Below are 22,749 nucleotides of genomic sequence, written 5' to 3' on the forward strand. Positions count from 1 at the left end.
GGCTTGGGGCCGGGCTTCTGTGTGGTACCTGTCTGTGGGTCAGGCGGGCATGTGCCATTCCTGCAGGCGGTGGCCTTCGCGGTTCAGCTCGTCGCGGGCCTGGTTCAGCAGGCCTTCGAGCTGCTCCGGGTCGGAGTAGGCGGAGCTGGGAATGCGGGTGAGGCCCAGCAGACGGGTACCGGTGCGATCAAGGACGGACAGGTCGAGGCTGCCGTCGCCCCCTTGGTCAACCCAGGTCACACAATTGAAGGGTTGGAAGGCTCGTCCAGTGATCAGCAGAGCCTCGTTGAAACGAAGAGTCGCATGCATGGTTGTGATCTCTCTGCGTGGTAATCCATTGCGAAGGTGGTGAAAGCGGGTCATCCACTTTCGTGTTCGTTCACGCAATTGATGGTTTCAGAGTCGAAGAAAGTCACAGGGCATGTCGCGTTTGTACACAAAGTAGTCGCAAATTAATCCGAGTGAAACGCTGCAGGCCCCGCCAGCCGGGGCCTGTAGCGCTATGCAGGGTGCGCCATCGCGCCGCACGTACCGTTCGTCAGAAGTGACCGCCGGTCATGCCTGCATGGCCCAGCCATCCACGTTCATCGCCGCCTGACGCAGCGCCTCGGAACGCGTCGGGTGCGGGTGGCAGGTGCGCGCGATGTCCTCCGCGGCGCCGCGGAATTCCATGGCCACGCAATACTCCGCGATCATGTCGCCGACGTTCGGGCCGATCATGTGCACGCCGAGGATTTCGTCGCTGCGCTCGTCCGCCAGCACCTTCACGAAGCCCTCGGTCTCGTGGTTGATCTTTGCCCGGCTGTTGGCGGTGAAGGGGAACTTGCCCACCTTGTAGGCGCGGCCCTCGGCCTTGAGCTGTTCCTCGGTCCTGCCCACGGTGGCCACTTCCGGATGGGTGTAGATCACACTGGGGATGACGTCGTAGTTCACTTCCCCGGCCTTGCCGGCAATCAGCTCGACGCAGGCGATGGCCTCGTCCTCGGCCTTGTGCGCGAGCATCGGGCCGGAGGTCACGTCGCCGATCACCCAGATGCCCGGCACGCTGCTGCGGTGTTCGTGGTTTTCCAGCATGCCGCGCTTGTCGGTGCTCAGCCCCACGCTCTCCAGCCCGAGCCCCTGGGTGTAGGGACGGCGGCCGATGGCGAGCAGCACGTAATCCGCCTGGATCGACTCCGCCGCGCCGCCGGCGGCCGGCTCCACGCTCAGGGTCACCTGCTTGCCGCTGACCTTGGCCTGGGTGACCTTGGAGCCCAGCTTGAAGCTCATGCCCTGCTTGGTCAGGGCGCGCTGGAAGGTCCTGGCGGTTTCCAGGTCCATGCCGGGGCAGATGCGGTCCAGGTATTCGATCACCGTGACCTGCGAACCCAGGCGGCGCCAGACCGAGCCCAGTTCCAGGCCGATGACGCCGGCACCAATCACCACCAGGTGCTTGGGCACCTCGGGAATCGACAGCGCGCCGGTGGAGTCGAGGATGCGCTTGTTGTCGACCTCCACGCCCGGCAGCGGGGAGGGCTCGGAGCCGGTGGCGATGATGATGTCCTTGGCGGTCAGTGCAGTCTTGCTGCCGTCGGCGGCGGTCACATCGACCTTGCCCGGCCCGTCGATGCGGCCCCAGCCCTTCAACCAGTCCACCTTGTTCTTGCGGAAGAGGAATTCCACGCCCTTGGTCAGCGCGGTCACGCTCTCGGCCTTCTGCTTCATCATCTGCGCCAGGTCCAGCTTGGGCTTGACCTGGATGCCGAGGTTGGCGAACTCGCCGCCGGCCGCCGCTTCGTACAGTTCCGACGCGTGCAGCAGCGCCTTGGACGGCATGCAGCCGACGTTCAGGCAGGTGCCGCCAAGGGTTTCACGGCCCTCCACGCAGGCGACCTTGAGGCCCAGCTGGCCGGCGCGGATGGCCGCGTTGTAGCCGCCGGGGCCGCCGCCAATGACGATCACATCGTATGCGCTCATGCAGTGCTCTCCGAGTTGGAAAAAGGGGTGAATCGAGGTTAGCCCGCGCTCGACGGATCACCAGCGCAGGGCCTGGGATAAGCGTTACTCGATTTATATTACGAACATAATATATGATTCTGCGCAAGTCACACAGACATGACAGACGCGCCGGGGAGGGCGAAAATGGAGGGCTTTGGCGCCTCAGGTTCGTGCGCCTACGGAGAATTCATGAAGATCGACTGCGATTTCGACAGTGGCAACATCCAGGTGATCGACGCCAGCGACCCGCACCACGTGCGCCTGGCGCTGCGCCCGGACACGAAAAGCCCGCACTTCCAGTGGTTCCACTTCAAGGCCGAGGGCCTTGAACCCGGCGAGCAGTACCGGTTCAGCCTGACCAATACCCCTGGCTCCAGCTACACCGGCGGTTGGCCGGGCTACAACGCCGTGGCTTCGTATGACCAGCGCGACTGGTTCCGCGTGCCCAGCACCTACGATTCCAACGGCCTGCACTTCAGCCTCGACGCCGAGCAGCCCCAGGCCTGGTTTGCCTACTTCGAACCCTACAGCCGCGCTCGCCATGCCGAACTGGTGAAGCGCGCAGTCGCCAACGGTGCGGAGCTCCTCGCCACCGGTCACAGTCTCGAAGGCCGCGAGCTGCCCCTGCTGCGGATCGGCAAGGGCGCGGCGGGCGCGCGCAAGATCTGGTTGATCGCCCAGCAACACCCCGGCGAGCACATGGCCGAGTGGTTCATGGAAGGCCTGATCGACCGCCTGCAATCGGGTGATGCCGAGGTCCAGCGTCTGCTGGAGCGCGCCGACTTCTACCTGGTGCCGAACATGAACCCGGACGGTGCCTTCCACGGCCACCTGCGCACCAATGCCGCCGGCAAGGACCTCAACCGCGCCTGGGCCGCGCCCAGCGCCGAAGAAAGCCCGGAAGTGCTGTTCGTCCAGCAGCAGATGGCGAAGTACGGAGTGGACCTGTTCCTCGATGTGCACGGCGACGAGGAAATCCCCTTCGTGTTTGCCGCCGGCTGTGAAGGCAACCCGGAGTTCACGCCGCGCCTGGATCGCCTGGAAAGCCTGTTCCGCGAGCGGCTGGAAGCCAACGGCGAATTCCAGAGCGTGCACGGCTACCCGAAGGACGCCCCCGGCCAGGCCAACCTGACCCTGGCCTGTAACCATGTCGGCCGCACCTATGACTGCCTGTCGCTGACCCTGGAGATGCCCTTCAAGGATCACAACCTGTCGCCCAACGCGCGCACCGGCTGGAGCGGCGCACGCTCGAAAGCGCTGGCGGCGGCGGTGCTAGTCACCGTTGCCAGTCTGGTCGACGAGTTGCGCTGATTTTCGGATACGCCGCCGCACCTGTTCTTTGTAGGACCGAGGGGGACGCCTAGTCCTTGCTCGCGAACCGCATGCTTCCGGGTCTGCCGGAAAATGCCGTTCGCGAGCAAGCTCGCTCCTACAGGTTCGCATCGGGCTGCGGCGCTTTTCTGCGCCATTCCTACACCTCGCCGGCCTGACCATTCGGTCAATCCGTCCCGCCCGGATGTTGAATCTTCCTCCTCGCGTGCTAATCCCAAGAGTGAGGCATACGCATTCAGGAGGCAGGTATGACTCGACACCGCAAGCTGTTGACCCCGCAGGAAATCGAATATCTGCAGGAGCGCATGGACGCCCTGGAGGAACTGGACTTCAGGGAGCGCCGCGAAGTGCGCAAGAACCGCTCGGGCGATCACAGGCCTCGCCTCTACGCTGGAGCAGTCTGAGCGAGTGGGGCCGCAAGGCCCGGTCATACTGGAGTCAGCCAGCACACAAGGCACGGCAAGGTCGATTCGGCAGCGCGCCGGACCGGCCTTGCGCGACGCTATGCCTGGCGTCGCTCATTTCGTCGGACGGCACTGGGTGTTGTGCGACGCTGTTTCCCTTCCGTCATCTCTTTCCATCCCGAAAGCGGCATTCCAGAGCGGTGCGTATCTGTAACTTCAGGCTCGTTCAGTAGCCGAAGTCTTACAAAAAACCGACTGTAAACTTGAACTGCTTCACATAAACTCGGGTCTTCCGTTAGTGCATTTCGCTCTACCCGCAGCAGTCAGAAGTAGCCCCATGGAAAACCACAGTACCCCCCTGGGTCCGGTCCCTGCTCATCTGGTCCGCGAAGCCGTGGCCAAGAAGACCGGACTCGGCTGGGTAGTCGAGTTCAATATCGCCACCTGGCTCAACCTCGCCGTGCGCGACGACACCGCCATTACGCTCAAGGTCAGTTATCTGGATGGCGAAAAGCCCCGGGAAGTGCTGGTCGACAAGGGCAGCATCTTCGGTGCCCAGCGCATCCTGCTCTGTGGCATCGCCCGCCTGGGAGTGAACCAGAAGCTGGAGTCGATGAGCCTGTCGCTGGAAACGCGCTCGCCCATCCAGTCGCTGCTGGTCGAGGAGCTCTTCGTCCAGGCCGTCGAACGCCAGAGCGAAAAGAAGAACGGTACCCGCCGTTCGCGCTGATCATCCACGGCAAGGTTCCCGAGTGGCGCAATCGAGGGGTATTCCCGTCGTGCATGGCGTAGCGCATCGCTTGCGAGCGGCGGGCTGGAGCAGGGAATATCGCCGGGCCCCACTCGTTGCTTCAGGAAGCACCATGCCCCTCGATATCGAACAGCTCAAGCTCTACACCGCCCACCGTGGCATTGCCATTCCCATGCTCGACTTCCTGCAATTCCGCCACGCCCCGGCGGAGGATGGAAACGGGCCGGGCCGTCTGGTCGTGCGCGTCGAGCCGCAGCATGTGAACGGCTGGGCCAACGCCCATGGCGGCTTGATCATGACCCTGCTCGACGTTGCCATGGCCCTGAGTGCCAGCGATGCCGACGAAGCCGGCCGTGGCGTGGTGACGGTGGAAATGAAGACCAATTTCCTGCGTCCGGGCGGAGAGGTGGGCGAGGTGCTGGAAGCCCTCGGCAGCGTGCGGCATCACACGCGCTCCATCGCCTTCTGCGAGGCCGAGCTGCGCAATAGCGCCGGCGTGGACGTGGCGTCCGCCTCCGGCACCTTCAAGTACGTCAACCGGCCGCGCCCGCTGGCCGACGCCTGAGCCTTCCCCTTCCTGGCTTGTCTCGACAGCCGCAAACGGCAGTTCGCGGCTGCTCGCCTGCGCCGATAACGCCTCGACTGCAGTGCCGCTCGGCGGCTCGTCTACATCATCAAGACCTTCCCGGTTCATTGACGGTCCCATCGAAGAACGCTCTAGCACGGGCTTTGTAAGAAATATCTTTCACTGGCTGTAATGAATTCGTCATAAAGCGTGACTACATTTTTCTGTCATGAAAGTGTCACTCGATGTGACTGAGCCAGTGACGGCACAAGGCAATCCACCATGCTGCTCGATGACAAGAACTTCCCACGCCGCGTCCGCCGCGACCTGCAGGATGACCGCGACGAAGAGCTCGAACTCGAACTGTTCGACGAACTCTACGACTTCGAAGGGCTGCGCCAGGGCAGTCTGCAGACTCATGAAGAACGTCTGGCGCGCCAGCGCTACTTCCACACTCTGTTCAGCCTGCAGGCCGAGCTGGTCAAGCTGCAGAACTGGGTGGTGAAGACCGGCCACAAGGTGGTCATCCTCTTCGAAGGTCGCGATGCAGCCGGCAAGGGCGGGGTGATCAAGCGCATTACCCAGCGCCTCAACCCGCGCGTCTGTCGGGTCGCCGCGCTGCCCGCGCCGAACGACCGGGAGCAGACCCAGTGGTACTTCCAGCGTTACGTCTCGCACCTGCCGGCGGCGGGAGAGATCGTCCTGTTCGACCGCAGCTGGTACAACCGCGCCGGCGTCGAGCGAGTCATGGGCTTCTGCACCGACGGCCAGTACGAGGAGTTCTTCCGCAGCGTGCCGGAATTCGAGCGCATGCTCGTGCGTTCCGGCATCCAGGTCATCAAGTACTGGTTTTCCATCTCCGACGAGGAGCAGCACTACCGCTTCCTCAGCCGCATCCACGACCCGCTCAAGCAGTGGAAGCTCAGCCCCATGGACCTGGAGTCGCGCCGACGCTGGGAGTCCTACACCAAGGCCAAGGAAGTGATGCTCGAGCGCACGCACATCCCCGAGGCGCCCTGGTGGATCGTCCAGGCCGATGACAAGAAGCGTGCGCGGCTGAATTGCATCAGCCACCTGCTGAGCCAGATTCCCTACCAGGAAGTGCAGCAACCCCCCGTCAGCCTGCCCGAGCGGCAGCGCCATGAGGGTTACCGCCGGCACCCCACGCCGCTGGAATTGCAGGTGCCGGAAGTCTACTGAGCGCAAGCGCAGGATGGCGCCGAGCACAGCGATACCCGTCTATCCGGTGCACGGGCAGCATGAGAATCGCGTTGGCCCCACCCATCCTGCGGGTGTCCGGCCTCGTTGCAGGAACTGGTCATGCCCGCGATCTGCACGCGGCGCGCTCGCGCCGAGAACACCTCACTTCGCCAGACTGCGCACCGTATAGCGACCGGCCGTAATGGCCTCGCAGAGGAAGTACGGCAGAAACTCGTCCCAATGCCCCCTGGCCACCGGTGATTCGTAACGGCAGAGCAGCGAGCCCTGGTCATCGAACAGGCCCCAGGGCTGCAACTCGCCATCCTTCAACTGGCTGCGCACCTTGATGCCCTGGTAGCTGGCATTGCAGCCCACATGGAACGACTCCGTCCGCCAGCGCACCGGCTCGTGCGGCGGGAAGGGCTGCGCATCGAGGAAGCCGAACAGGTCATCGTGGCTCAGCAGGCTCTGGCGGATGGTCGACCACAGGCTGCGCCGCAGGAAGTACTGGTCGGCGAAGCGCTGGTGTGCTTCTTCCTCTTTCAGGTACTGGGCGATCAACTCGCGGATGCCCGGCAGGTTCGGGTTGTGGCAGCCGGCCCACATACCCGCCAGCAGCAGCTCGGTGTGGCTGAAGTAATCGCGCATATGGTGATACCAGAAGCCGCTCTCAAGCCAGGCTTGCACCGCTGCGCGGTCGCGTTCGGAAAGCAGCGCATCGGCGTCGCGTACCTGGAAGCGCGCTACGTCGCTGTCCGCCATCACCAGGAAGCGCCACATGGTCGGCGGGACCGCCGTGCGCGTCGCCTCGTCCACCTGCACTACCTGTGCGCCGGCCTCGCGCAGGCGGGCCTGTACCGCAGCCGGTACCGAGTCGTCCACGTAGAAGCGGCAGCGCCATTGGGGGAACAGATCACGCGCGGCCACCACGTTCTCCAGCGCGCTCTCGCAATAGCGCGGGCGCGCGCCGAACAGCGAGAAGACGATCAGGTTGCGCTCCGGGTGCGCACCATCGAATGCCGGGGGTGGGGCATCGGGCAGCGGGTAGGCGGGGAACTGGCTGTACTTGCGGTCCGCCACGCTCAGCGACAGGTTGCCGTAGCGGCGTACCAGATCGTCGCGCTTCAGCCAGCCGCAGGCCTCGGTCAGCCCATCCAGCGCGGTGCCGGGCATCTTGTCCTCCCCCAGGGTGTGCAGCAGCTTGAGGTAGGTCTTGTAGGCCTGTTCGTAGTCCTTGGTCCGCATCAGGCACAGGGCGTAGTCCGCCAGCAAAGTGGGATTCTTCGGCGAGATTTGCAGCGCCTGGCGCGCCGCATCGCGGCCCTGGCGATAATTGCCCGCCGCCAGGGCGGCGCGGAAGGTGGCGGCCAGCTTGTTGAACTTCTTCTCGACGGCAGACATGCAGGGGCTCTCCAGGGCAGGTGGGCGGCGGTGGTTCCTGCACGGGATGAGCAGCTCGCACGCCTTCGATCGCATGGAGCGCAAGGCTAGGGAGCCGGGAGAGAGGGCTCTATCGGAAAATTCCCGCGTATGGCGGCGATAAGTATGAAGTCTCTCCCGTCCCGCCTGCCGCCTCTCCCTAGCGGCGATATCGGTACGCCACTATTCTTTCGCCCGCAGGGAAGCCATCAGGCCCCGGATTCTTTCAGCGGGTGATCGAATGAAGCGCATCGGACTGGCGAGCCTGCTCGCCGTGCAGGTCAGTACAGCGTGCCTGGCCGGCGAGTTCGCCAGGACGGACAAGGGTTGCCAGGTGCAGGACTGGAACAGCCAGCGCGCCAACCCGAGCTACATCTGGTCCGGCCAGTGCACCGGAGGCTTCGCCGACGGCAAGGGCATCCTTCTGTCGCTGGTGGATGGGCAGGTGTTCTCCACCACCGAAGGCACCATGCGCAAGGGCAGCTTCAACGGCCCGGCGGTGATCCAGTGGGCCAAAGGCGATCGCTATGAAGGCGAGTTGCAGAACGGCGCGCTCAGCGGTCACGGCAAGTACCGCTACCCCGATGGCACCACCACCAGCGGCGTGTTCAACAACAGCCAACTGGTGCAGGCCGACGCTCCCGCCGCGTCAGCCGTCGCCGGCCAGGGTGCCGATGGCGCGGCGGTTTCCGCCGAAGTCGCGGCGGTCGACCTCTCCGGCGGCTGCCAGGCCGCGCAGCAGAAGGGCCAGGCCTACATGGAGCGGCTCGGCCAGGAGGCCAATAACCAGGACCTCGGCATCTGTGGTTCGGCGAAGGCGATGCACAAGGTGGGCGAGATGACCGTGCGCGTCGCCGAGCTCTGCCACGAAATCCCCACCTGGACGCAATTGCGCGACGAAGGCCAGCGCATCATCCGTGAAAGCCAGCAGACCATGGACGGCTCCTGCGGCTGAGCGCAGCAGAACGGCGTGGCGTATCGCGATACCACTCCCGCCTTCGCCAGACGGATCGGTTTGGGCTGTAGGAGCGCGCTTGCCCGCGAACCCGAACCGACCCTGGGGTTGCCCCAAGCAAAAGCCGCCCGGAAGGGCGGCTTTTGCTTGGGCGCCATCGGGCCGCAATCAGTGCCAGAACAGCGCGATCAGGATGATGATCGGGATTGGAACGCCGAGGAAATACAGAAGGATCGAGCGCATGGTGTGCCTCCGGTCAGTGGGCAGAACGGGATTGCGTGGAGTGCAGGGTGCGGGTATTGGTCAGCAGCACCACCGCATCGCGGCGACGGCCGCCGTGGATGGCCAGGAAGCTGGCGAAGAAGGCGCCGCAGAGCAGGGCGACGAACATCCATAGCGCCGAGGCGGCGGCCACCTTGCGGGCGGTATCGGCTGCTTGCTGTGCTTTCAGCTTGGCCTGCTGCGCCGCGGCGAACACCTGGTCGATGCGCTGCTCGGCTTCCGCCTGGCTGATCTCCGTGCGCTGGGCCACCACGCGGGCCAGATAGCTGCGATCGTCCGCGCTCAGCTGCCCGTCGGCCAGGCCGCGCAGGAAAATGCGCGTGGCGATGGCATGGGCGGCGTCGTCACTGACAGCCACCGGGCGGTTATCGCGGAACAGCATGTCGATGAAGTACGCCGAGCCAGCGTCCGTGCGGCTGGCGCTGGCGTTCGAACCCGCGGCAGCGGCGGCGGTGGTTGCCGCAGAAGCCCCGGCCTGCAGGCCACCGCCGACGATATTGCTCACCGAGCCCACCACCAGCGTGGCGGTCACCAGCGTCGCCACGGCCCAGGCGAGGAAGCCGTGGGCAGTGTCGCGGAAGTACACCTCATCGTCATGCAGCGTCGCCCAGCGCGCCCGCAGGCGCCCGGCGATATAACCGCCCAGGCCCGAGGCCAGGACCTGCGTCAGCATCAGCCAGACGATGGTGGAAACGCCTATTTGCTTGAGCGTCGCGCCATCGCCCGGCCAGGGCGAAACCGCGGAAAAGCCCAGGCCGAAACCCAGGATGATCAGGATCAGGGACAGCGCCGCCGCCCCGGCGGCTCCGGCGAACACCGCCGCCCAGGACACTCCCGAGTGATCGGAGGTGTCCACGGCGGCAGTGGCGTAGGCATCGGTCGTTGTAATCATTGTTGGCTGCTCCGTGTCAGAGAGGTGGAAACCTCAATCACTTCAGTGCAGCGGTTGTGCCAGTTGTAACAAAATAATAAGTTCTGGATTATCAATGGCTTGAAAATCGGCATCGGCTGCCGGTCATGCAGATTGCAGGATAGGCCCGGCGCGGCGCCGCAGATTGCAAGCTCGGGGAGCGGCGTGGCTTATAGTTTCCGCACGCCTTCAATCCACCTGACCGCACAGGGCGACCATGACCTTCGAACCCACCAGCCTGTTATGGGGCGCCCCCTTGCTGATGCTGCTGGGTGGCTACGGGCTGATCCGCTGCATCGGTCGGTTGCGTCGCATCATCTTCCCCGACGTGCGCCAGCGCTGGGCCGACGCCACGCGCCCGCAAACGGTCGCCTTGCCCCGCGCCGGGCGCTACGTCATCAACATCGTCTTCCCGGCTTTCACCGTGGTCACCGGCAGCGCCTATTTCTCCGCCGACTTCGCCATCACCGCGTGCGCCACCGGCCAGCTTGTGCCGTACCAGCGCTACAGCCGCTTCAAGCTGTTCAGCGTGCGGCGCAGCGACATGGGCGGCAACTCCAGCAACCCCCTGGGCGAGTTCAACTGCAGCGAGCCCGGCGACTACCAGGTCACCTGCCTGACCCCGGAACACATCCGCCCCGGCTTCCAACTGGAAGTCTCGCCCTACGTCTCGCCAGTCACCTTCGTCCCGCTGATCCTCGGCACCATCCTTTCGGCCGCGATGACCATCGGCGGACTGGTTTTCAGCGTCCTCAAACTGACTGGCCGGCTCTGAATTCGCCTTGCATCGAGGCCGCGCCTTGGCCGCCCCGTAGGATGGCGTGGAGCGAAGCGATACCCATCACTCACCCGCCACCTCAGCCGATGGGTATCGCAAGCTCCACCCATCCTACGAGCATCGCTCCCTGCAGGAGCGAGGGGGACGCCATCGTTATTGCTCGCGAACCGCTTGCCGCCACTCCGAGCGGCGGATAACGCGTGCCGCGTTATGCGCCCTACGTCCTCGCCGGCGGGCTCTGCATTCACCGTACATCGGGGTAACGCCTTGCTGCTGCGTAGGATGGCGTGGAGCGAAGCGATACCCATCGTTCACCCGCCACCACAGCCGATGGGTATCGCAAGCTCCACCCATCCTACGAACAACGCCTCCCTGCAGGAGCGAGGGGGACGCCATCGTTATTGCTCGCGAACCGCTTGCCGCCAGTCCGAGCGGCGGATAACGCGTGCCGCGTTATGCGCCCCACGCCCTCGCCGGCGGGCTCTGCCTTCACCGTAAGGGGGTAACGCCTTGCAGCTGCGTAGGATGGCGTGGAGCGAAGCGATACCCATCGCTCACCCGCCGCCGCGATTGGTGAATTAAATAATGTCCAAGTTACTGTGTCGGATTGATATAGGTATATCCCACATAGGTATCTGATTTCGCAAAAGTTGACATATGTCCTGGGTATTGGTTTCGATCGTGAATATGTAGTGTCTCATTACTTTTCGGAAGTCGGTCAACCGAATTTACCAAGCCTTGTATTTCTGCGTTGAAGTTCACTTCTGCCTTGCGCCCAACATAACCATGACGCGATTCGGCGATCAGGCGGAGAGCCAGTGCCGTATTCACTTCCTTGTTGAGAAAATTGTCATCACCTTTGCCGGGTTTGCAGTAAATAGCTGAGCCTCCGTACTGGCTAGCCTTGTGACTACTATGTTCCCAGAGTACCGCCTCTGCCCAGGTGTACCACGAGTCCACCACGATCAGGCCCAGTGGATTGGCTGCGCGTTGGTCGTGATCTCCTATCGTGCAGAAGAAGTGCTTGATATCCGCTTCATAGACATAGCAGACCTGGTCTGTCGCCGGCAGCAGGTGCCGTAAAAGAGCATACGTCAGGGATGCATACTCCTGGCACATCCCCTTGCGCCCCTCAACGGACAGCGAGCCCATGACTACATTGGGTCGGTGCGCCGGATTGCTTGGGTCGTACGTCCTTCGTATCTGACCATTCTGGACACGTTGCTCATGTCGCTGGCGCGCAGCCTGGGTTCGATTGGTATTGCTGCGGCCATATAAATAATTTCGGACTTCTATGACTTGATAAAAGACCTGCATGTCGCCGAGAACATCAACGGTCAGCTTGTCAATATTATTAAGCCTGCCTCGGCGGTTCAGCGGCGTATTACCCAGCAGTGCTTGAACAACTGCAATAACTCGATTTGCAAGCGTTATGCGATCAAAGAGTGCTTTGTCCTGCAGTGGTACGGGCATATCCAGTTCCTTGGAAAAGATATCCACCTGGTAGCACCGGGAAATAGACAACTGCCAGCGCTTCGTTTTCAACTCCGGGAAGTCTAGGCCATGTTGCTCTTTCGGAAAGAGCGCTCCGGGCAAGGTGCAGGCCAGCAGCTTTGCAGGGCGTATAACCGTTCGCTGTAGTACGCCCTGCACCGCGCTAGTCATTGCCGAGTTCGACGCGGCCTTTGGCCTCAGGCCAATGCGTATAGCGTCGAGCCTTATACGCCTTACATCCGCAACCGCTTCGCCCAACCGCGCCAGCCGGTGCGCCCGGCAATCGGCGAGCGCCCACCGAGTACGCGCGGCAGATCGCTGAAGCTCACCCAGAGATTATCCTGCCACTCCAGCACCCGCAGGCATTGCCGCTCGAACTGCAACTGCACATAGCGCGGGCCGCTGGCCCTGAACTGGCTGCGCACCTGCGGCACCACCGTACCGCTGATCCAGCGCCGCAGCGAACCGTAGTCCGGCACATTGAACAGCACCAGCGCCTGGTACACGGCGGATTCGCTGATCAGCACCTGGTCGAGTTCCAGGCCGTCCTCGGTCAGCAGCCGTTCCTGGCGAATCTGGTCGTCGGCCATGCGCATGGCCAGGCGGTCTTCGTAGTGGTAACCGGTCACGCGGCAGAAGTCGGGGAGGAGGAACCAGACCTGATCGTCGATCAGCAGGGCGCGCAGGGTGCGGCGGTTGCGGAGGAAGGGGAGTGGGGTGGGTAAGGATAGATCGTCCATGGAGAGAGTCCTTTACTGGTCAGTAGGACCGCCCCCTCCGCTGCTAAACAGAATGGAGGCGGAACCGCATCGGGTTAGCAGACCGGGACCAGAGGACCGGCAGACCCGAAGGTCTCCCAATGCGGCCCACCGTAAAGGCAAATTCCGGGCGAATTCCATCGCCGAAAATCGCTAGGCGTTTCCGCATTCTGATCGTTCGGGCTGCTAAACCCGGCCCGTTTGGGCGCGGGCAGATTAGTAACTTAAACTCTTAAGGTCAAGCCATTGAAATAAATTGCCGTAGCGCTAGTATTCTGTAATCAGGTCTTTGGCGAAACTAATGCGAAGCTCAAGAGCTCTATGTAGTCGCCTTCGAGCCAAGTGTAGTTACCTTCCACACCTTTCGATCTTGCTATTCGTCCAAGTCCTTCAATTGCATTGGATATGGTGCCGTGTATTTCGCTGATGTTCTCTAGTGTTAATTCTGCTAGTGCGTTTTCGTGGATGACTTCGTTTCTTATATCCTGGATTTCAGCAATTCTTGATATAAGGTCATCGTTAAAAGGGCTGTCGCACAGCTGTCCAGCTTGTAAAAGGCATTTGGAGTACTTTCCTCTAGAGGCTATTCCTGCAGATTTTTCGGCTTGATCATACATTAAGGATTCTAAGCTTTTTGCGCTGGTGATTTCTGAGAATTTTATCATCCCCTTGTTTTTTTCTTCGCCCACGTAATTGGTCATGAATTTCGGGTGGGTGAAGAATACGCTATGGAAAAAATCCTTCATTGCCACTTCTAGTGTGGTACACATTCCTACCAGTGTTTGAGATGCAAAATGTGTGGTCAACCCTTGGATGTCATTTACTATGCTATTCCTTAGGTTTTCTTCAGTGCCTTCCTCGTGAAGCGATGGTTCTATCGCGAAGTATTCTAGTGAATTTCTATGGGCTGCTAATGCTTCTGAATTGTTTATTAGCTCGTGAAGATTCATGAACTTTGTGTAGTGATCGAGCAATTTCGATTGCCAGTTGTCTAAGAGGAATTTTTTCATGGTTCTATTTAATTTGGTGGATTGATCTTGGGTTGAATGGTTTGATGGGATTTCTCAAATGTATCGGGATCCATGATCCAGCTATCTATTCTTTCATAGTCAAAAATTGGCCTTCCGCCTAGAAAAATCCTTCCGTCATCTTTGGTCGGCCAGTAAATAGCGGTTTGTCTAGAGTTCATATGTTGGGCTACAGCTACTAGTTGCGGTGCTCCGCCTATGCTGTCAGCATCGCCGCATTCTCTGAGGCAGTCTCGTAGTACCTCGAACGGTTCCATGTGAAAGGGTTTTTCGAATTTACTGACTTTGGACACCGATTCATATCCATATCTGGTCTTAAGTAAGTCCAAAAGTTTTCTGTACGCTTTTCGGTCCCAGTCTCCGGAAAAAAGCACTTTTCCGAAATTACCGATTCCTTTAGTGCAGGATCGATTGGTGAATTTTTTATCTGCCTTGCTAAAGCTTATTTTGTCAATGTGAAACTCTTTGTGGAACCAGGAGTATCCGCCGAGCAAGAAACCGGTATCTGGACTTTCAAATCCCTTAACGTAAGCGCTGAATTGAGAATACATGCCGTTCATTATATTAAGAATATGGCTTCTAAGGTGCAAATAATCAACTACACCATCGGCCAGCGGGCTAAAGGAGCTAATTGACTCACTTATTTGGTGTAGTAAAGGGTACGCAAAATAGGTGTCTCCGGAAAAAGCTAATATACAGTCTCCTCGGGAAAGCTGGATTATTTTTGGGCAGCAATCTAGGGTGCCTCCGCCGCTGAGTCTGCTATCTGACGCAAATACTACTTCTTGCGCTCCTTGAGCTGTTGTCCTGACCCACCCTACTACCAATGTCACGCTCTTTCTCCTGTTGATTGAGTTTTTCAATTTGGATTGAATGATTTATGTGCTGGGATTTTGGTTGTGGTGCTCATGAGTAGCACTGTATCTTGATTGCGGGTCCTCAAGATTTTTTGATCTGATAATAAGCGCGTATGGGGAAATCTTAATAATTTCTGAGCTTCTCAATAGGTGGTTTATATTTTCATTTGGAATGTGGGGTGTTTTAGTGGGAATGTTTTCACTCAATAATTCGTCACGGATCATTGGTGTTAAGAGCTTTAAGCGATTGTCAGTAGGGTGTGCTTTCGCCAAGCACAGGCATGAACTCTTGAGCCGCTGTTCACTTTGGACCTCTCCATACTGAGCTTGGGTTGCTGTTGCTTGATACGAGAGGATCATTCACCTCCCGTTCCATTACGCTCATGCCGATAAACACTCACCGCCTCATAAACCGCCTTCCGCAGCCGGTTAATACCGCCAATCGGTTGGTGCTCCGGCAGGGCGTGCCACGGGTTGTAGGAGATGTTGTCGCAGGCGAGGTTCTGCTCGCGGCTGTCGAAGTCCTGGGGCGGGATGCTGACGGTGGCGACGGTCTGGAAGGGGGCGTCGGATTCGCTCCATTCGACGCTGGTGTCTTCAATGGGCATGTACTTGCTCGGGTCCTGTTTCTGCACTTGCAGGGCGAAGCAGGCGGGCACGCGGTCGACCGAGAGTTGCTGGTACATGGCGGTACGCAGGAAGTTGGGCAGCTTTTCGTTGAGCTTGGGTAGCTGGTAGGCCGGGCAGCCTTCGGTCTGCGGGATGACGCGGAACTTGATGTTGTTCGCCTCGCCCAGCTTGTACGGGGCGATGCCGTTGTAGCCGGTTTCGAAGGGGCTGTCGGGCGCGGGGGCGAGGGTCTGCAGGGCGATGACCAGGTGGCGGATTTCCCAGGTGCTGGGCTTCCAGCTGGGGAAGAAGGCGGCGACCTTCTGGCCGCTGGCCTGGGCGGCGAAGTTCTGCCGGTATTCGGCGACGTCGCGGACGAAGAACACCGGGTGGTTGAACATGACGAAGTCCTGTTCAGTGTCGTGGCCCTTGCCGGGCATCAGCTTGGCGCCGGGCACGTCGAGCAGTTTGATGGCCATGCCGCGGGCGTCGCGGGCGCTGTCGAACTGCGGGTAGGCGTTGCCGTTGGAGAAGCGGACCATGGCCTCCCACTTGTGACCCGGTTCGGCAAACACGCCCTGGCGCAGGCCGGGGGCGATGTCGCTGGCGACGGTGACCTCGGCCTTCACGCAGCCATGGGCCTTGGCGTGGGCGTCACGCAGCACGCGGGTGTTGTCGCGGTGCTGTTCGACGATGCGCACGGCGTCTTCGATGATGGCCTGGGTGAGCTGGGCTTCGCCCGGCGGGATTTCTTCCTGGGCGGAGACGGGGCCGGAGAATTTCCAGGCGTAGTAGAGGCTGCCGATGCCCCAGCCGAGCAGGCCGATGGCGGCTACGGCGAGCAGCAGACGGCCAAGCCATTTGCCGAGGAAGAGCCAGATTCGGGTGAGCAGGGAGCGCATGGCACGGGGTCCTTTGATGTTTTCTTTTTCTGGAGGGGATTCCGTTCCCTGGCCCGTGGGGGCTTGCTGTGGGGCGTTTCCCTCTCCCTGGCCCGCTCCCTGATGAGAGAGGGGATGGGTTATGTGCTTGGTTGTTAGTTCGGAGTGGGGCTGGCCCTCACCCCAGCCCTCTCCCAGGGGGAGAGGGGGCTGTCCGGTGTTTCGGTTGTGCTCAGGAGCTTTACCTGTAGGAGCGAGCTTGCTCGCGAACCCGCTTCACTCTGGAGCGGTGGGGAGTCTGTTCGCGAGCAAGCTCGCTCCTACAAAAAAACAAAAGACAGTTCAGCGCTGGCCGGTCATTCGCACTTCGGCCCGGGCGTCCACGGTGGGGTGGGGACGTTCGGGTCGAGTTTGTTTTCGTATTCGGGGTTGCCCAGCACCTTCAGGTATTCCACCAGCGCCCAGCGTTCTTCCGGCGACAGGGCGCGGCCGATGACGCCGTCCTTCCGGCAGCCGTCGCGGAATTCGTGGCCGCGGTTGCTGTTGCCGGTGACGCTGGTCTTGTAGAGGAAGCCGCCGGGGAAGCGCTCGGTGCGGTAGCCGGCGAACTTGGGGTCGTACTCGAAGCTGCCGACCCAGAACTGCGCGTCACGCTCGGCCACCGGGGAGAGCATCTGGAACAGGTTGGGCACCGAGCCGTTGTGCAGGAACGGCGGGGTAGCCCAGATGCCGTCCAGCGGGCGGGCCTTGTAGGCGCGCAGTTCGCGCACGCCGATGGGCAGGCCGTAGCCGTTCATTTCCTGCTGCTGTTCCGGGCCGATGTGCGCGTCACGGTAAGCGCGCTGCTCGACGAAGGCGGTGACGTAGGCCAGGCCCTTGGCGGCGGAGATCTTCGACAGGTCCAGCGGTGCGTCGGGTTTGGGGATCAGCACGACGTTCATGTTCTGCAGCTCTTCCACTTTGAGCTTCAGCGGGCGCACGTCGAAGGTGTGGTCGGCGATGTTGTCGGCGGTGGTCGGGTCGGTGCCGATTTCGCTGGTGGGGACCATCTTCATCGCCCATTCGGGGACGCGCTTCTCGGCGATGGTGTCGGCGGAGCCCAGAGCCTTGATGTGCGGGCCGTGGCAGTACACGCAGTTGGCCTGGAACAGGGCGCGGCCCTGGGAGGCCTTCTTCAGGTCGATTTCGCCGAAGACTTCCTTCGGCCAGGCCGGCGGCTTCAGGTGCTTGAGTGTTTCCTCGAGGGTGTAGAGGTCGCGCAGGCGCACGCTGGAGGCGTAGCGCTCATCGCCCATTACCGGCTTGCCGTCGCTCTCGAACATGCGCAGGGTGGCGCCGACGCCGAGGGCCTCGCCGATGTTGCGGGCCATGGGTTGCATGGCCGAGCCGTTCCATTGCACCCAGTCGAATTTCCAGATGTCCCACACCTGCGGGTAGTTCACCGGGGCGTTGGCGACGCGGTAGTTGGAGGCGTCGATGCCATCGCCGAACACGCTGTTGGCGATGCGCCCGAAGGCGTCGGCGCGGCCGGGGCCTTCCAGGGTCGGGTAGAGGCCGCGGTGGGTGTCGTTCCAGGCAGTGGAGACGAGGGTGCCGAGCACATTGCGCACGTCGCGTTTCAGCGCGGCCTTGCCCTTGGGGTAGCGGTCGCCCAGCACGCCCTGGGCGAAGCGGTCGAACTTCCATGGCACGTAGTAGGTGGACGCAAGGCTGGCGCCCAGCGCCTGGCCGAACGCGCCGCCGCGCAGGGTGGGCACGGTGGAGGCGATGGAGTGCATGGCCGCGCCGCCGTCGATGCGGATGGCGGTGCCTTTGTAGCGCAGTTCGCCGGTGTGGCAGGCGGAGCAGGTGATGTCCAGGTACCAGGCGCCGGTCTCGCCGTCCTGGTGGCGGGCGAAGCCCACGGGGAGGTTGCCGGGATTCCTTGCGGTGGTGGCAACGCTGTCGTCGGCGTCGCGGCCGATCTGCTCGGGCTCGATGAGGAAGCCGAAGCGCGCGAGGTTTTCCGGGCTGGCGAACTTGTCCTTGGAGAAGGGCTGCTCGAGGTGGGTGAACCAGTCGTAGCGCAGGCCTTTCACCTGGGTGCCCTGGGGCGTGTAGTAGTAGGTTTCGCGGTCCTGTTTCGACCACTGTTCCTCGAGGTGGATCATCTTCTGCGGCGGGGTGTATTCCGGCAGATTGGGATGCGCGGTGTACCAGGCGATGACGCCGCCGACGAGCAAGAGCAGCAGCAGAACTGCAAGTAGGACGCGTCCAAGAATGCGCATCGAAACTTCCTTGTTATATGTGCGAAAAAGAATCGGACGTTTATGCCAAGTACGCGGCGGCTTGGCAAGGTGATGCCGTACGGAATTCAGGGTTTTTATGGCGTGTTACGCGGTGTGGCGGGGAGTTTCCGGATTTACGGAGAGCGGATGTGCGGTGGCAGCCATCGTCTTTCAGCCGAACGCCTAAGTCGCGGGGCGCAGCTCCAGCAGCAGACTCAGGCAGATCGCCGCGCCGATCAGCACGCCGACCACGCTGGCGATGATCAGCGGCCAGCGCAGCCCGGGGCTGTCGTTCTCGTCGTCGGGAATCCGCGCCTGGATGGCTGGCCAGAGTTCGTCTGGCGGCGGCAGTTCCGGCCAGGGTTCGTCGCTGGGTGGCGGGGAAGGGTGGCCGGCGAGCTGGTAGAGCAGGGCGATCATCCAGTCCAGCGCGGCAATGCGCGTGGGATGGTAGCGGTCGGCGTCGGTCCAGACATGGAGGAAGGTGTCGATGAGCAGGGCGTCGGCGTCGGTCTGCGCGCTCTTCAGCTTCAGCGCCAGCGGGTAGAGGCGCGGGGCGGTGCAGCGGTACAGCGTGGCGAAGGCACGCGCGTCGCCGTCACCGCTTTCGGCGAGCAGGTAGCTGAGGAAGTTGGCTTCGTCCGGGTCGATGGCGGCCTCCGGCGGTGTCGCGGCGAGCGGTGTGGCTGGAGGGTAAGGATAGATCGCGATGCCTTCTGTAGGAGCGAGCTTGCTCGCGAACCGCCCAGCAGGGCAGCTCCCAGTGAGCCTCTGTTCGCGAGCGAGCTCGCTCCTACCAGATCAAGAGCCCCTCACCCTCACCCTCTCCCGCGAGCGGGAGAGGGGACCGTTCGGTGCAGGATGAAACCTCGACGCCAGCCGGCCCTCACCCTCACCCTCACCCTTTGGGTGAGGGCCGGCCCGAGCCCAGAATTCACCTGTTGTAGCTGGTCATACACTTGGGTGCTCCAGCGTCGTAGGGCGAATAACCTGGAACAGGTTATCCGCCGGCCATTGAGCGGCGGATAACGCTGGCGCGTTATGCGCCCTACGGATCTGGGAAAGCGCCGTCAGGCGACGTCCTCGAACGGCAACCCGACATAGTTTTCGGCAATGGTCGTGCGGCCCGCCGCGGAGCCGAGGAAGTAGTCCAGTTCGGTCTCCAGCATGCGCTGGGTGAAGGCGTCGTTGTCGGGGAAGCGGTGCAGCATCGAGGTCATCCACCAGGAGAAGCGCTCGGCCTTCCAGATGCGTCGCAGGGCGATGGGCGAGTAGCTTTCCAGCAGATCGACTCGGCCTTCGCCGTAGACCCCGAGCAGGATGCGGTACAGCGTGTTCACGTCGCTGGCGGCCAGGTTCAAGCCCTTGGCGCCGGTGGGCGGGACGATGTGGCCGGCGTCGCCGACGAGGAACAGCCGGCCGTACTGCAGCGGCTCCACCACGAAGCTGCGCAGCGGGGCGATGCTCTTTTCCAGCGACGGCCCGGTGACCAGTTGGCGCGCTGCGCCCTCGGGAATACGGCGCTTGAGTTCTTCCCAGAAGCGACCGTCAGACCAGTCCTCGACTTTCTCCTCCAGCCCCACCTGCAGGTAGTAGCGGCTGCGGGTGGCGCTGCGTTGGCTGCACAGGCTGAAGCCGCGTTCGCTGCTGGCGTAGATGAGTTCGTGGTTGACCGGCGGGGTGTCGCTGAGCAGGCCGAGCCAGCCGAAGGGGTAGACGCGCTCGAAGACACTCAGGCGCTCGGCGGGAATGCTGCGCCGGGCTATGCCGTGGAAGCCGTCGCAGCCGGCGATGTAGTCGCAGTCCAGACGTACGGGTTCGCCCTGGTGAGTGAAGGTGACGTAGGGCTTTTCGCTGGTCACGTCATGCAGCCCCACATCGGCCGCTTCGTACACGCTCATCGCGCCGCTGGCCGCGCGGGCGTGCATCAGGTCGCGGGTGACTTCGGTCTGGCCGTAGACCATCACCTGCTTGCCACCGGTGAGGGCCTTGAGGTCGATGCGTTCGCGACGGCCATTCAGGACCAGTTCGAAGCCATCGTGGAGCAGGCCTTCGGCGTCCATCCGTGCACTGGCACCGGCTTCGCGCAGCAGATCGGTGGTGCCCTGTTCGAGAACGCCGGCGCGGATGCGGCCGAGCACATAGTCGGGTGTCTGGCGTTCGAGGATGACGTTTTCGATGCCAGCCTTGTGCAGCAACTGGCCCAGCAGGAGGCCGGCAGGACCGGCGCCGATGATGGCGACTTGAGTCTTCATGGAGTGGCTCCTTGGAGAGCGCTGTTGTTTTTGTCCCCTGCATTTTTTGTGGATGAGATCGGCCTTTGAAGGTAATTTCCAATAGTCTTCTTGGACTTTTCATGGATGCGGGCGGTGATCGAACAACGTGCTGACAATCCGGTCCCGGTGTTCCGCCTGTATGGCGAAACGACGGTTTGGCCGACGCCGGACCTGATCCACTGCGAGTCGATCGCCTCACGCAGTCGCCTGCATGACTGGGAAATCCGCCCGCATCGCCATGGCGACCTGGTGCAATTGCTGTATGTGCAGTCCGGCGCGGCGGAGCTGGAAGTGGAGGGGCAGGTAATGCCTGTCCGCGAGGCGTCGTTGCAGGTCACGCCAGCGCTGGCTGTGCATGGTTTCCGCTTCGCCGAGGACGTGCAGGGCTGGGTGCTGAGCATGGGCCTGCCGCTGGCTGAGCAGCTCGGTGGCCTGCTGCAAAGCCCGGTGCTGGAGCAGCCGGCGTGCTTCACCGTGGGCGAGGGCAAGCGCCACCTGGATGGGTTGTTCGAATCCATCGAGCGCGAATACGCCGCGCAGGCACCGGGCCGTGACCTGGTGCTGCAGTCGCTGCTCAACCTGCTGCTGGTCTGGCTCAGTCGCCGCGCGCTGGAACAGGCGCGCGCCCAGGCGAGCCAGCAGGATCGCGGCGTCGAGCATGTGCAGGCGTTTTCCCGCCTGCTGGAGCAGGATTTCCGACTACATCGGCCCATCGAACACTACGCGGCGGCACTGGGCATCAGCGCCGCGCACCTCAATGCGCTGTGCCGGCGCCTGGCCGGGCAGTCGGCGCTGCAGATGATCCATCAGCGCCTGCTGCTGGAGGCCAAGCGCAACCTGGTGTACACCGCCATGACCATCCAGCAGGTGTCGGACAGCCTGGGCTTCTCCGAACCCGCGTACTTCTCCCGATTCTTCAAGCGCTACGCCGGGGTCTCGCCCCGCGCGTTCCGCGAGCTGCGTTGAGCTGCCATGAATATCGATTCGCGTATCAAGTTCCGCCATCTCGTGTGCTTCCTCGAAGTCGCCCGCCAGGGCAGCCTGGCCCGCGCGGCGGATGCCCTGGCGGTGAGCCAGCCGGCCATCTCGAAGACACTCAAGGAGCTGGAGGACCTGCTCGAGGCCAGCCTGTTCGAGCGGGGCAAGAGCGGCGCCAGCCTGACCGAGGCGGGCGTGGCCTTTCTGCGTTACGCCGGCCCCTGCGTGCAGGCGTTGCGCGATGGGGTGAACAGCCTGCGCGGCGGCGAGTACGCCTCCAGTGCGGTGCGCCTGGGCGTGCTCTCCACCGTGGAGAGCCTGCTGATGCCGGAGGTGGTGCGCCGACTGCACGAGCGTCACCCGGCGCTGGTGGTCAGTGTGGTCACCGGCCCGAGTGCGCACCTGCTCTCGCAACTGCGCGTGGGCGAGCTGGACCTGGTGGTCGGTCGGATGACTGAGAGCCCGCAAATCCAGGGCCTGACGTTCGAGCACCTGTACAGCGAATCCATGACCCTGGTGGCCCGTGCCGGGCACCCGCTGCTGGGCCGCCCATTGCCGCCCTCGGCGCTGGACGACTGGCCGCTGGTGCTGCCGCTGGCGGGTACCACCATCCGCAAATTCGCCGACAGCCTGCTGCTGCAGAGCGGCCTCGGCCAGCCGCGGCAGAGGCTGGAAACCCTGTCCACGGTGCTCAGCCGCCGTTATGTATTGACCAGTGATGCGCTGTGGATCGCCCCGCTGGATTCGGTACGCCTGGACCTGCGCTCCGGCGAGATGGTCGAACTGCCGCTGGACGTACAGGAACCGGGCGGTTCGGTAGGGGTTTGCAGCAACTCGACACTGCCGGTTTCCCTCGGTGTGCACTGGTGCCTGGAGGTACTGCGCGAGGTGGGGGAGGCATACCGCGAGGGGAGTTATCCATAACCATATGGTTATGGATTGAGGGCGTTTTTTCAGTTTTCCATGTCGGATCAGCAGACGACACTCCGCCGCACTGCCTGATGCACCAGGCTCCTATAAATCCAACA

The 22,749-nt window shown here is 62.3% G+C and carries 21 protein-coding genes; 9 read left to right on the plus strand and 12 right to left on the minus strand.

The window, feature by feature from the left end; all coding sequences use genetic code 11:
* Positions 1-39: 39 nt before the first annotated feature.
* Positions 40-309 carry a hypothetical protein gene (locus L6D89_RS11665; protein WP_236175491.1) on the minus strand — a complete coding sequence of 90 codons (270 nt, stop codon included), beginning with the start codon at positions 307-309 and terminating at the stop codon, positions 40-42.
* Positions 310-555: 246 nt separating this feature from the next.
* Positions 556-1,956 carry a dihydrolipoyl dehydrogenase gene (gene lpdA / locus L6D89_RS11670; protein WP_236199780.1) on the minus strand — a complete coding sequence of 467 codons (1,401 nt, stop codon included), beginning with the start codon at positions 1,954-1,956 and terminating at the stop codon, positions 556-558.
* Positions 1,957-2,166: 210 nt separating this feature from the next.
* Between lpdA and L6D89_RS11675 the strand changes: the two genes are divergently transcribed.
* From L6D89_RS11675 to ppk2, 5 genes are all read left to right on the plus strand, one after another.
* Positions 2,167-3,288 carry a M14 family metallopeptidase gene (locus tag L6D89_RS11675; RefSeq protein ID WP_236199781.1) on the plus strand — a complete coding sequence of 374 codons (1,122 nt, stop codon included), beginning with the start codon at positions 2,167-2,169 and terminating at the stop codon, positions 3,286-3,288.
* Between the two features lie 269 nt (positions 3,289-3,557).
* A complete protein-coding gene (locus L6D89_RS11680; protein ID WP_236199782.1) occupies positions 3,558-3,713 on the plus strand; it encodes a hypothetical protein in 156 nt (51 codons plus the stop codon).
* Between the two features lie 337 nt (positions 3,714-4,050).
* A complete protein-coding gene (locus L6D89_RS11685) occupies positions 4,051-4,443 on the plus strand; it encodes a hypothetical protein (RefSeq protein WP_236175487.1) in 393 nt (130 codons plus the stop codon).
* A 133-nt stretch (positions 4,444-4,576) separates the two neighbouring features.
* The gene (locus L6D89_RS11690) at positions 4,577-5,029 is read left to right on the plus strand and encodes a PaaI family thioesterase (protein ID WP_236199783.1); all 453 of its coding nucleotides are present in this window, start codon (positions 4,577-4,579) and stop codon (positions 5,027-5,029) included.
* A 282-nt stretch (positions 5,030-5,311) separates the two neighbouring features.
* Positions 5,312-6,229: a polyphosphate kinase 2 gene (gene ppk2, locus L6D89_RS11695; RefSeq protein WP_236199784.1), complete on the plus strand. Its 918-nt coding sequence runs from the start codon at positions 5,312-5,314 to the stop codon at positions 6,227-6,229.
* 162 nt (positions 6,230-6,391) lie between these two features.
* On the opposite strand, the gene L6D89_RS11700 is transcribed toward ppk2, so the two are convergent.
* Positions 6,392-7,630, minus strand: coding sequence for a tetratricopeptide repeat protein (locus tag L6D89_RS11700; protein WP_236199785.1), 1,239 nt, complete (start codon positions 7,628-7,630; stop codon positions 6,392-6,394).
* A 259-nt stretch (positions 7,631-7,889) separates the two neighbouring features.
* Here L6D89_RS11700 and L6D89_RS11705 point away from each other — a divergent pair, with 259 nt between their 5' ends.
* On the plus strand, positions 7,890-8,603 hold the full coding sequence (locus tag L6D89_RS11705) for an MORN repeat-containing protein (RefSeq protein ID WP_236199786.1): 714 nt from the start codon (positions 7,890-7,892) through the stop codon (positions 8,601-8,603).
* A 256-nt stretch (positions 8,604-8,859) separates the two neighbouring features.
* On the opposite strand, the gene L6D89_RS11710 is transcribed toward L6D89_RS11705, so the two are convergent.
* Complete coding sequence (locus tag L6D89_RS11710) at positions 8,860-9,777, minus strand: hypothetical protein (RefSeq protein ID WP_236199787.1); 918 nt, start codon at positions 9,775-9,777, stop codon at positions 8,860-8,862.
* Between the two features lie 235 nt (positions 9,778-10,012).
* On the opposite strand from L6D89_RS11710, the gene L6D89_RS11715 reads away from it, so the two are divergent.
* Positions 10,013-10,570 carry a hypothetical protein gene (locus L6D89_RS11715; RefSeq protein WP_236199788.1) on the plus strand — a complete coding sequence of 186 codons (558 nt, stop codon included), beginning with the start codon at positions 10,013-10,015 and terminating at the stop codon, positions 10,568-10,570.
* 597 nt (positions 10,571-11,167) lie between these two features.
* On the opposite strand, the gene L6D89_RS11720 is transcribed toward L6D89_RS11715, so the two are convergent.
* The 8 genes from L6D89_RS11720 to pobA all read right to left on the minus strand — a co-directional run bounded on the left by L6D89_RS11720 (position 11,168) and on the right by pobA (position 20,722).
* The gene (locus L6D89_RS11720; RefSeq protein ID WP_236199789.1) at positions 11,168-12,238 is read right to left on the minus strand and encodes a transglutaminase-like domain-containing protein; all 1,071 of its coding nucleotides are present in this window, start codon (positions 12,236-12,238) and stop codon (positions 11,168-11,170) included.
* Between the two features lie 62 nt (positions 12,239-12,300).
* The gene (locus L6D89_RS11725) at positions 12,301-12,807 is read right to left on the minus strand and encodes a BRO-N domain-containing protein (RefSeq protein ID WP_236199790.1); all 507 of its coding nucleotides are present in this window, start codon (positions 12,805-12,807) and stop codon (positions 12,301-12,303) included.
* A 299-nt stretch (positions 12,808-13,106) separates the two neighbouring features.
* Positions 13,107-13,835, minus strand: a complete 729-nt coding sequence (locus L6D89_RS11730; protein ID WP_236199791.1) for a hypothetical protein — start codon at positions 13,833-13,835, stop codon at positions 13,107-13,109.
* Between the two features lie 8 nt (positions 13,836-13,843).
* Positions 13,844-14,686 carry a hypothetical protein gene (locus tag L6D89_RS11735; protein ID WP_236199792.1) on the minus strand — a complete coding sequence of 281 codons (843 nt, stop codon included), beginning with the start codon at positions 14,684-14,686 and terminating at the stop codon, positions 13,844-13,846.
* 380 nt (positions 14,687-15,066) lie between these two features.
* Positions 15,067-16,221, minus strand: a complete 1,155-nt coding sequence (locus L6D89_RS11740; RefSeq protein WP_236199793.1) for a catalase family protein — start codon at positions 16,219-16,221, stop codon at positions 15,067-15,069.
* A gap of 335 nt (positions 16,222-16,556) precedes the next feature.
* Positions 16,557-18,467: a di-heme-cytochrome C peroxidase gene (locus tag L6D89_RS11745; protein ID WP_236199794.1), complete on the minus strand. Its 1,911-nt coding sequence runs from the start codon at positions 18,465-18,467 to the stop codon at positions 16,557-16,559.
* A gap of 183 nt (positions 18,468-18,650) precedes the next feature.
* A complete protein-coding gene (locus L6D89_RS11750) occupies positions 18,651-18,887 on the minus strand; it encodes a hypothetical protein (protein WP_236199795.1) in 237 nt (78 codons plus the stop codon).
* A gap of 650 nt (positions 18,888-19,537) precedes the next feature.
* Complete coding sequence (gene pobA, locus L6D89_RS11755; RefSeq protein ID WP_236199796.1) at positions 19,538-20,722, minus strand: 4-hydroxybenzoate 3-monooxygenase; 1,185 nt, start codon at positions 20,720-20,722, stop codon at positions 19,538-19,540.
* 117 nt (positions 20,723-20,839) lie between these two features.
* Here pobA and L6D89_RS11760 point away from each other — a divergent pair, with 117 nt between their 5' ends.
* On the plus strand, positions 20,840-21,709 hold the full coding sequence (locus L6D89_RS11760; protein ID WP_373874946.1) for a helix-turn-helix domain-containing protein: 870 nt from the start codon (positions 20,840-20,842) through the stop codon (positions 21,707-21,709).
* Between the two features lie 6 nt (positions 21,710-21,715).
* Positions 21,716-22,645 (plus strand): pca operon transcription factor PcaQ, encoded by a 930-nt coding sequence (gene pcaQ / locus L6D89_RS11765; RefSeq protein ID WP_236199798.1) that lies wholly within the window; start codon positions 21,716-21,718, stop codon positions 22,643-22,645.
* Positions 22,646-22,749: the final 104 nt, after the last annotated feature.

This window comes from Pseudomonas pseudonitroreducens, assembly GCF_021603645.1.
GTDB classification, from domain to species: Bacteria; Pseudomonadota; Gammaproteobacteria; order Pseudomonadales; family Pseudomonadaceae; genus Pseudomonas; species Pseudomonas pseudonitroreducens.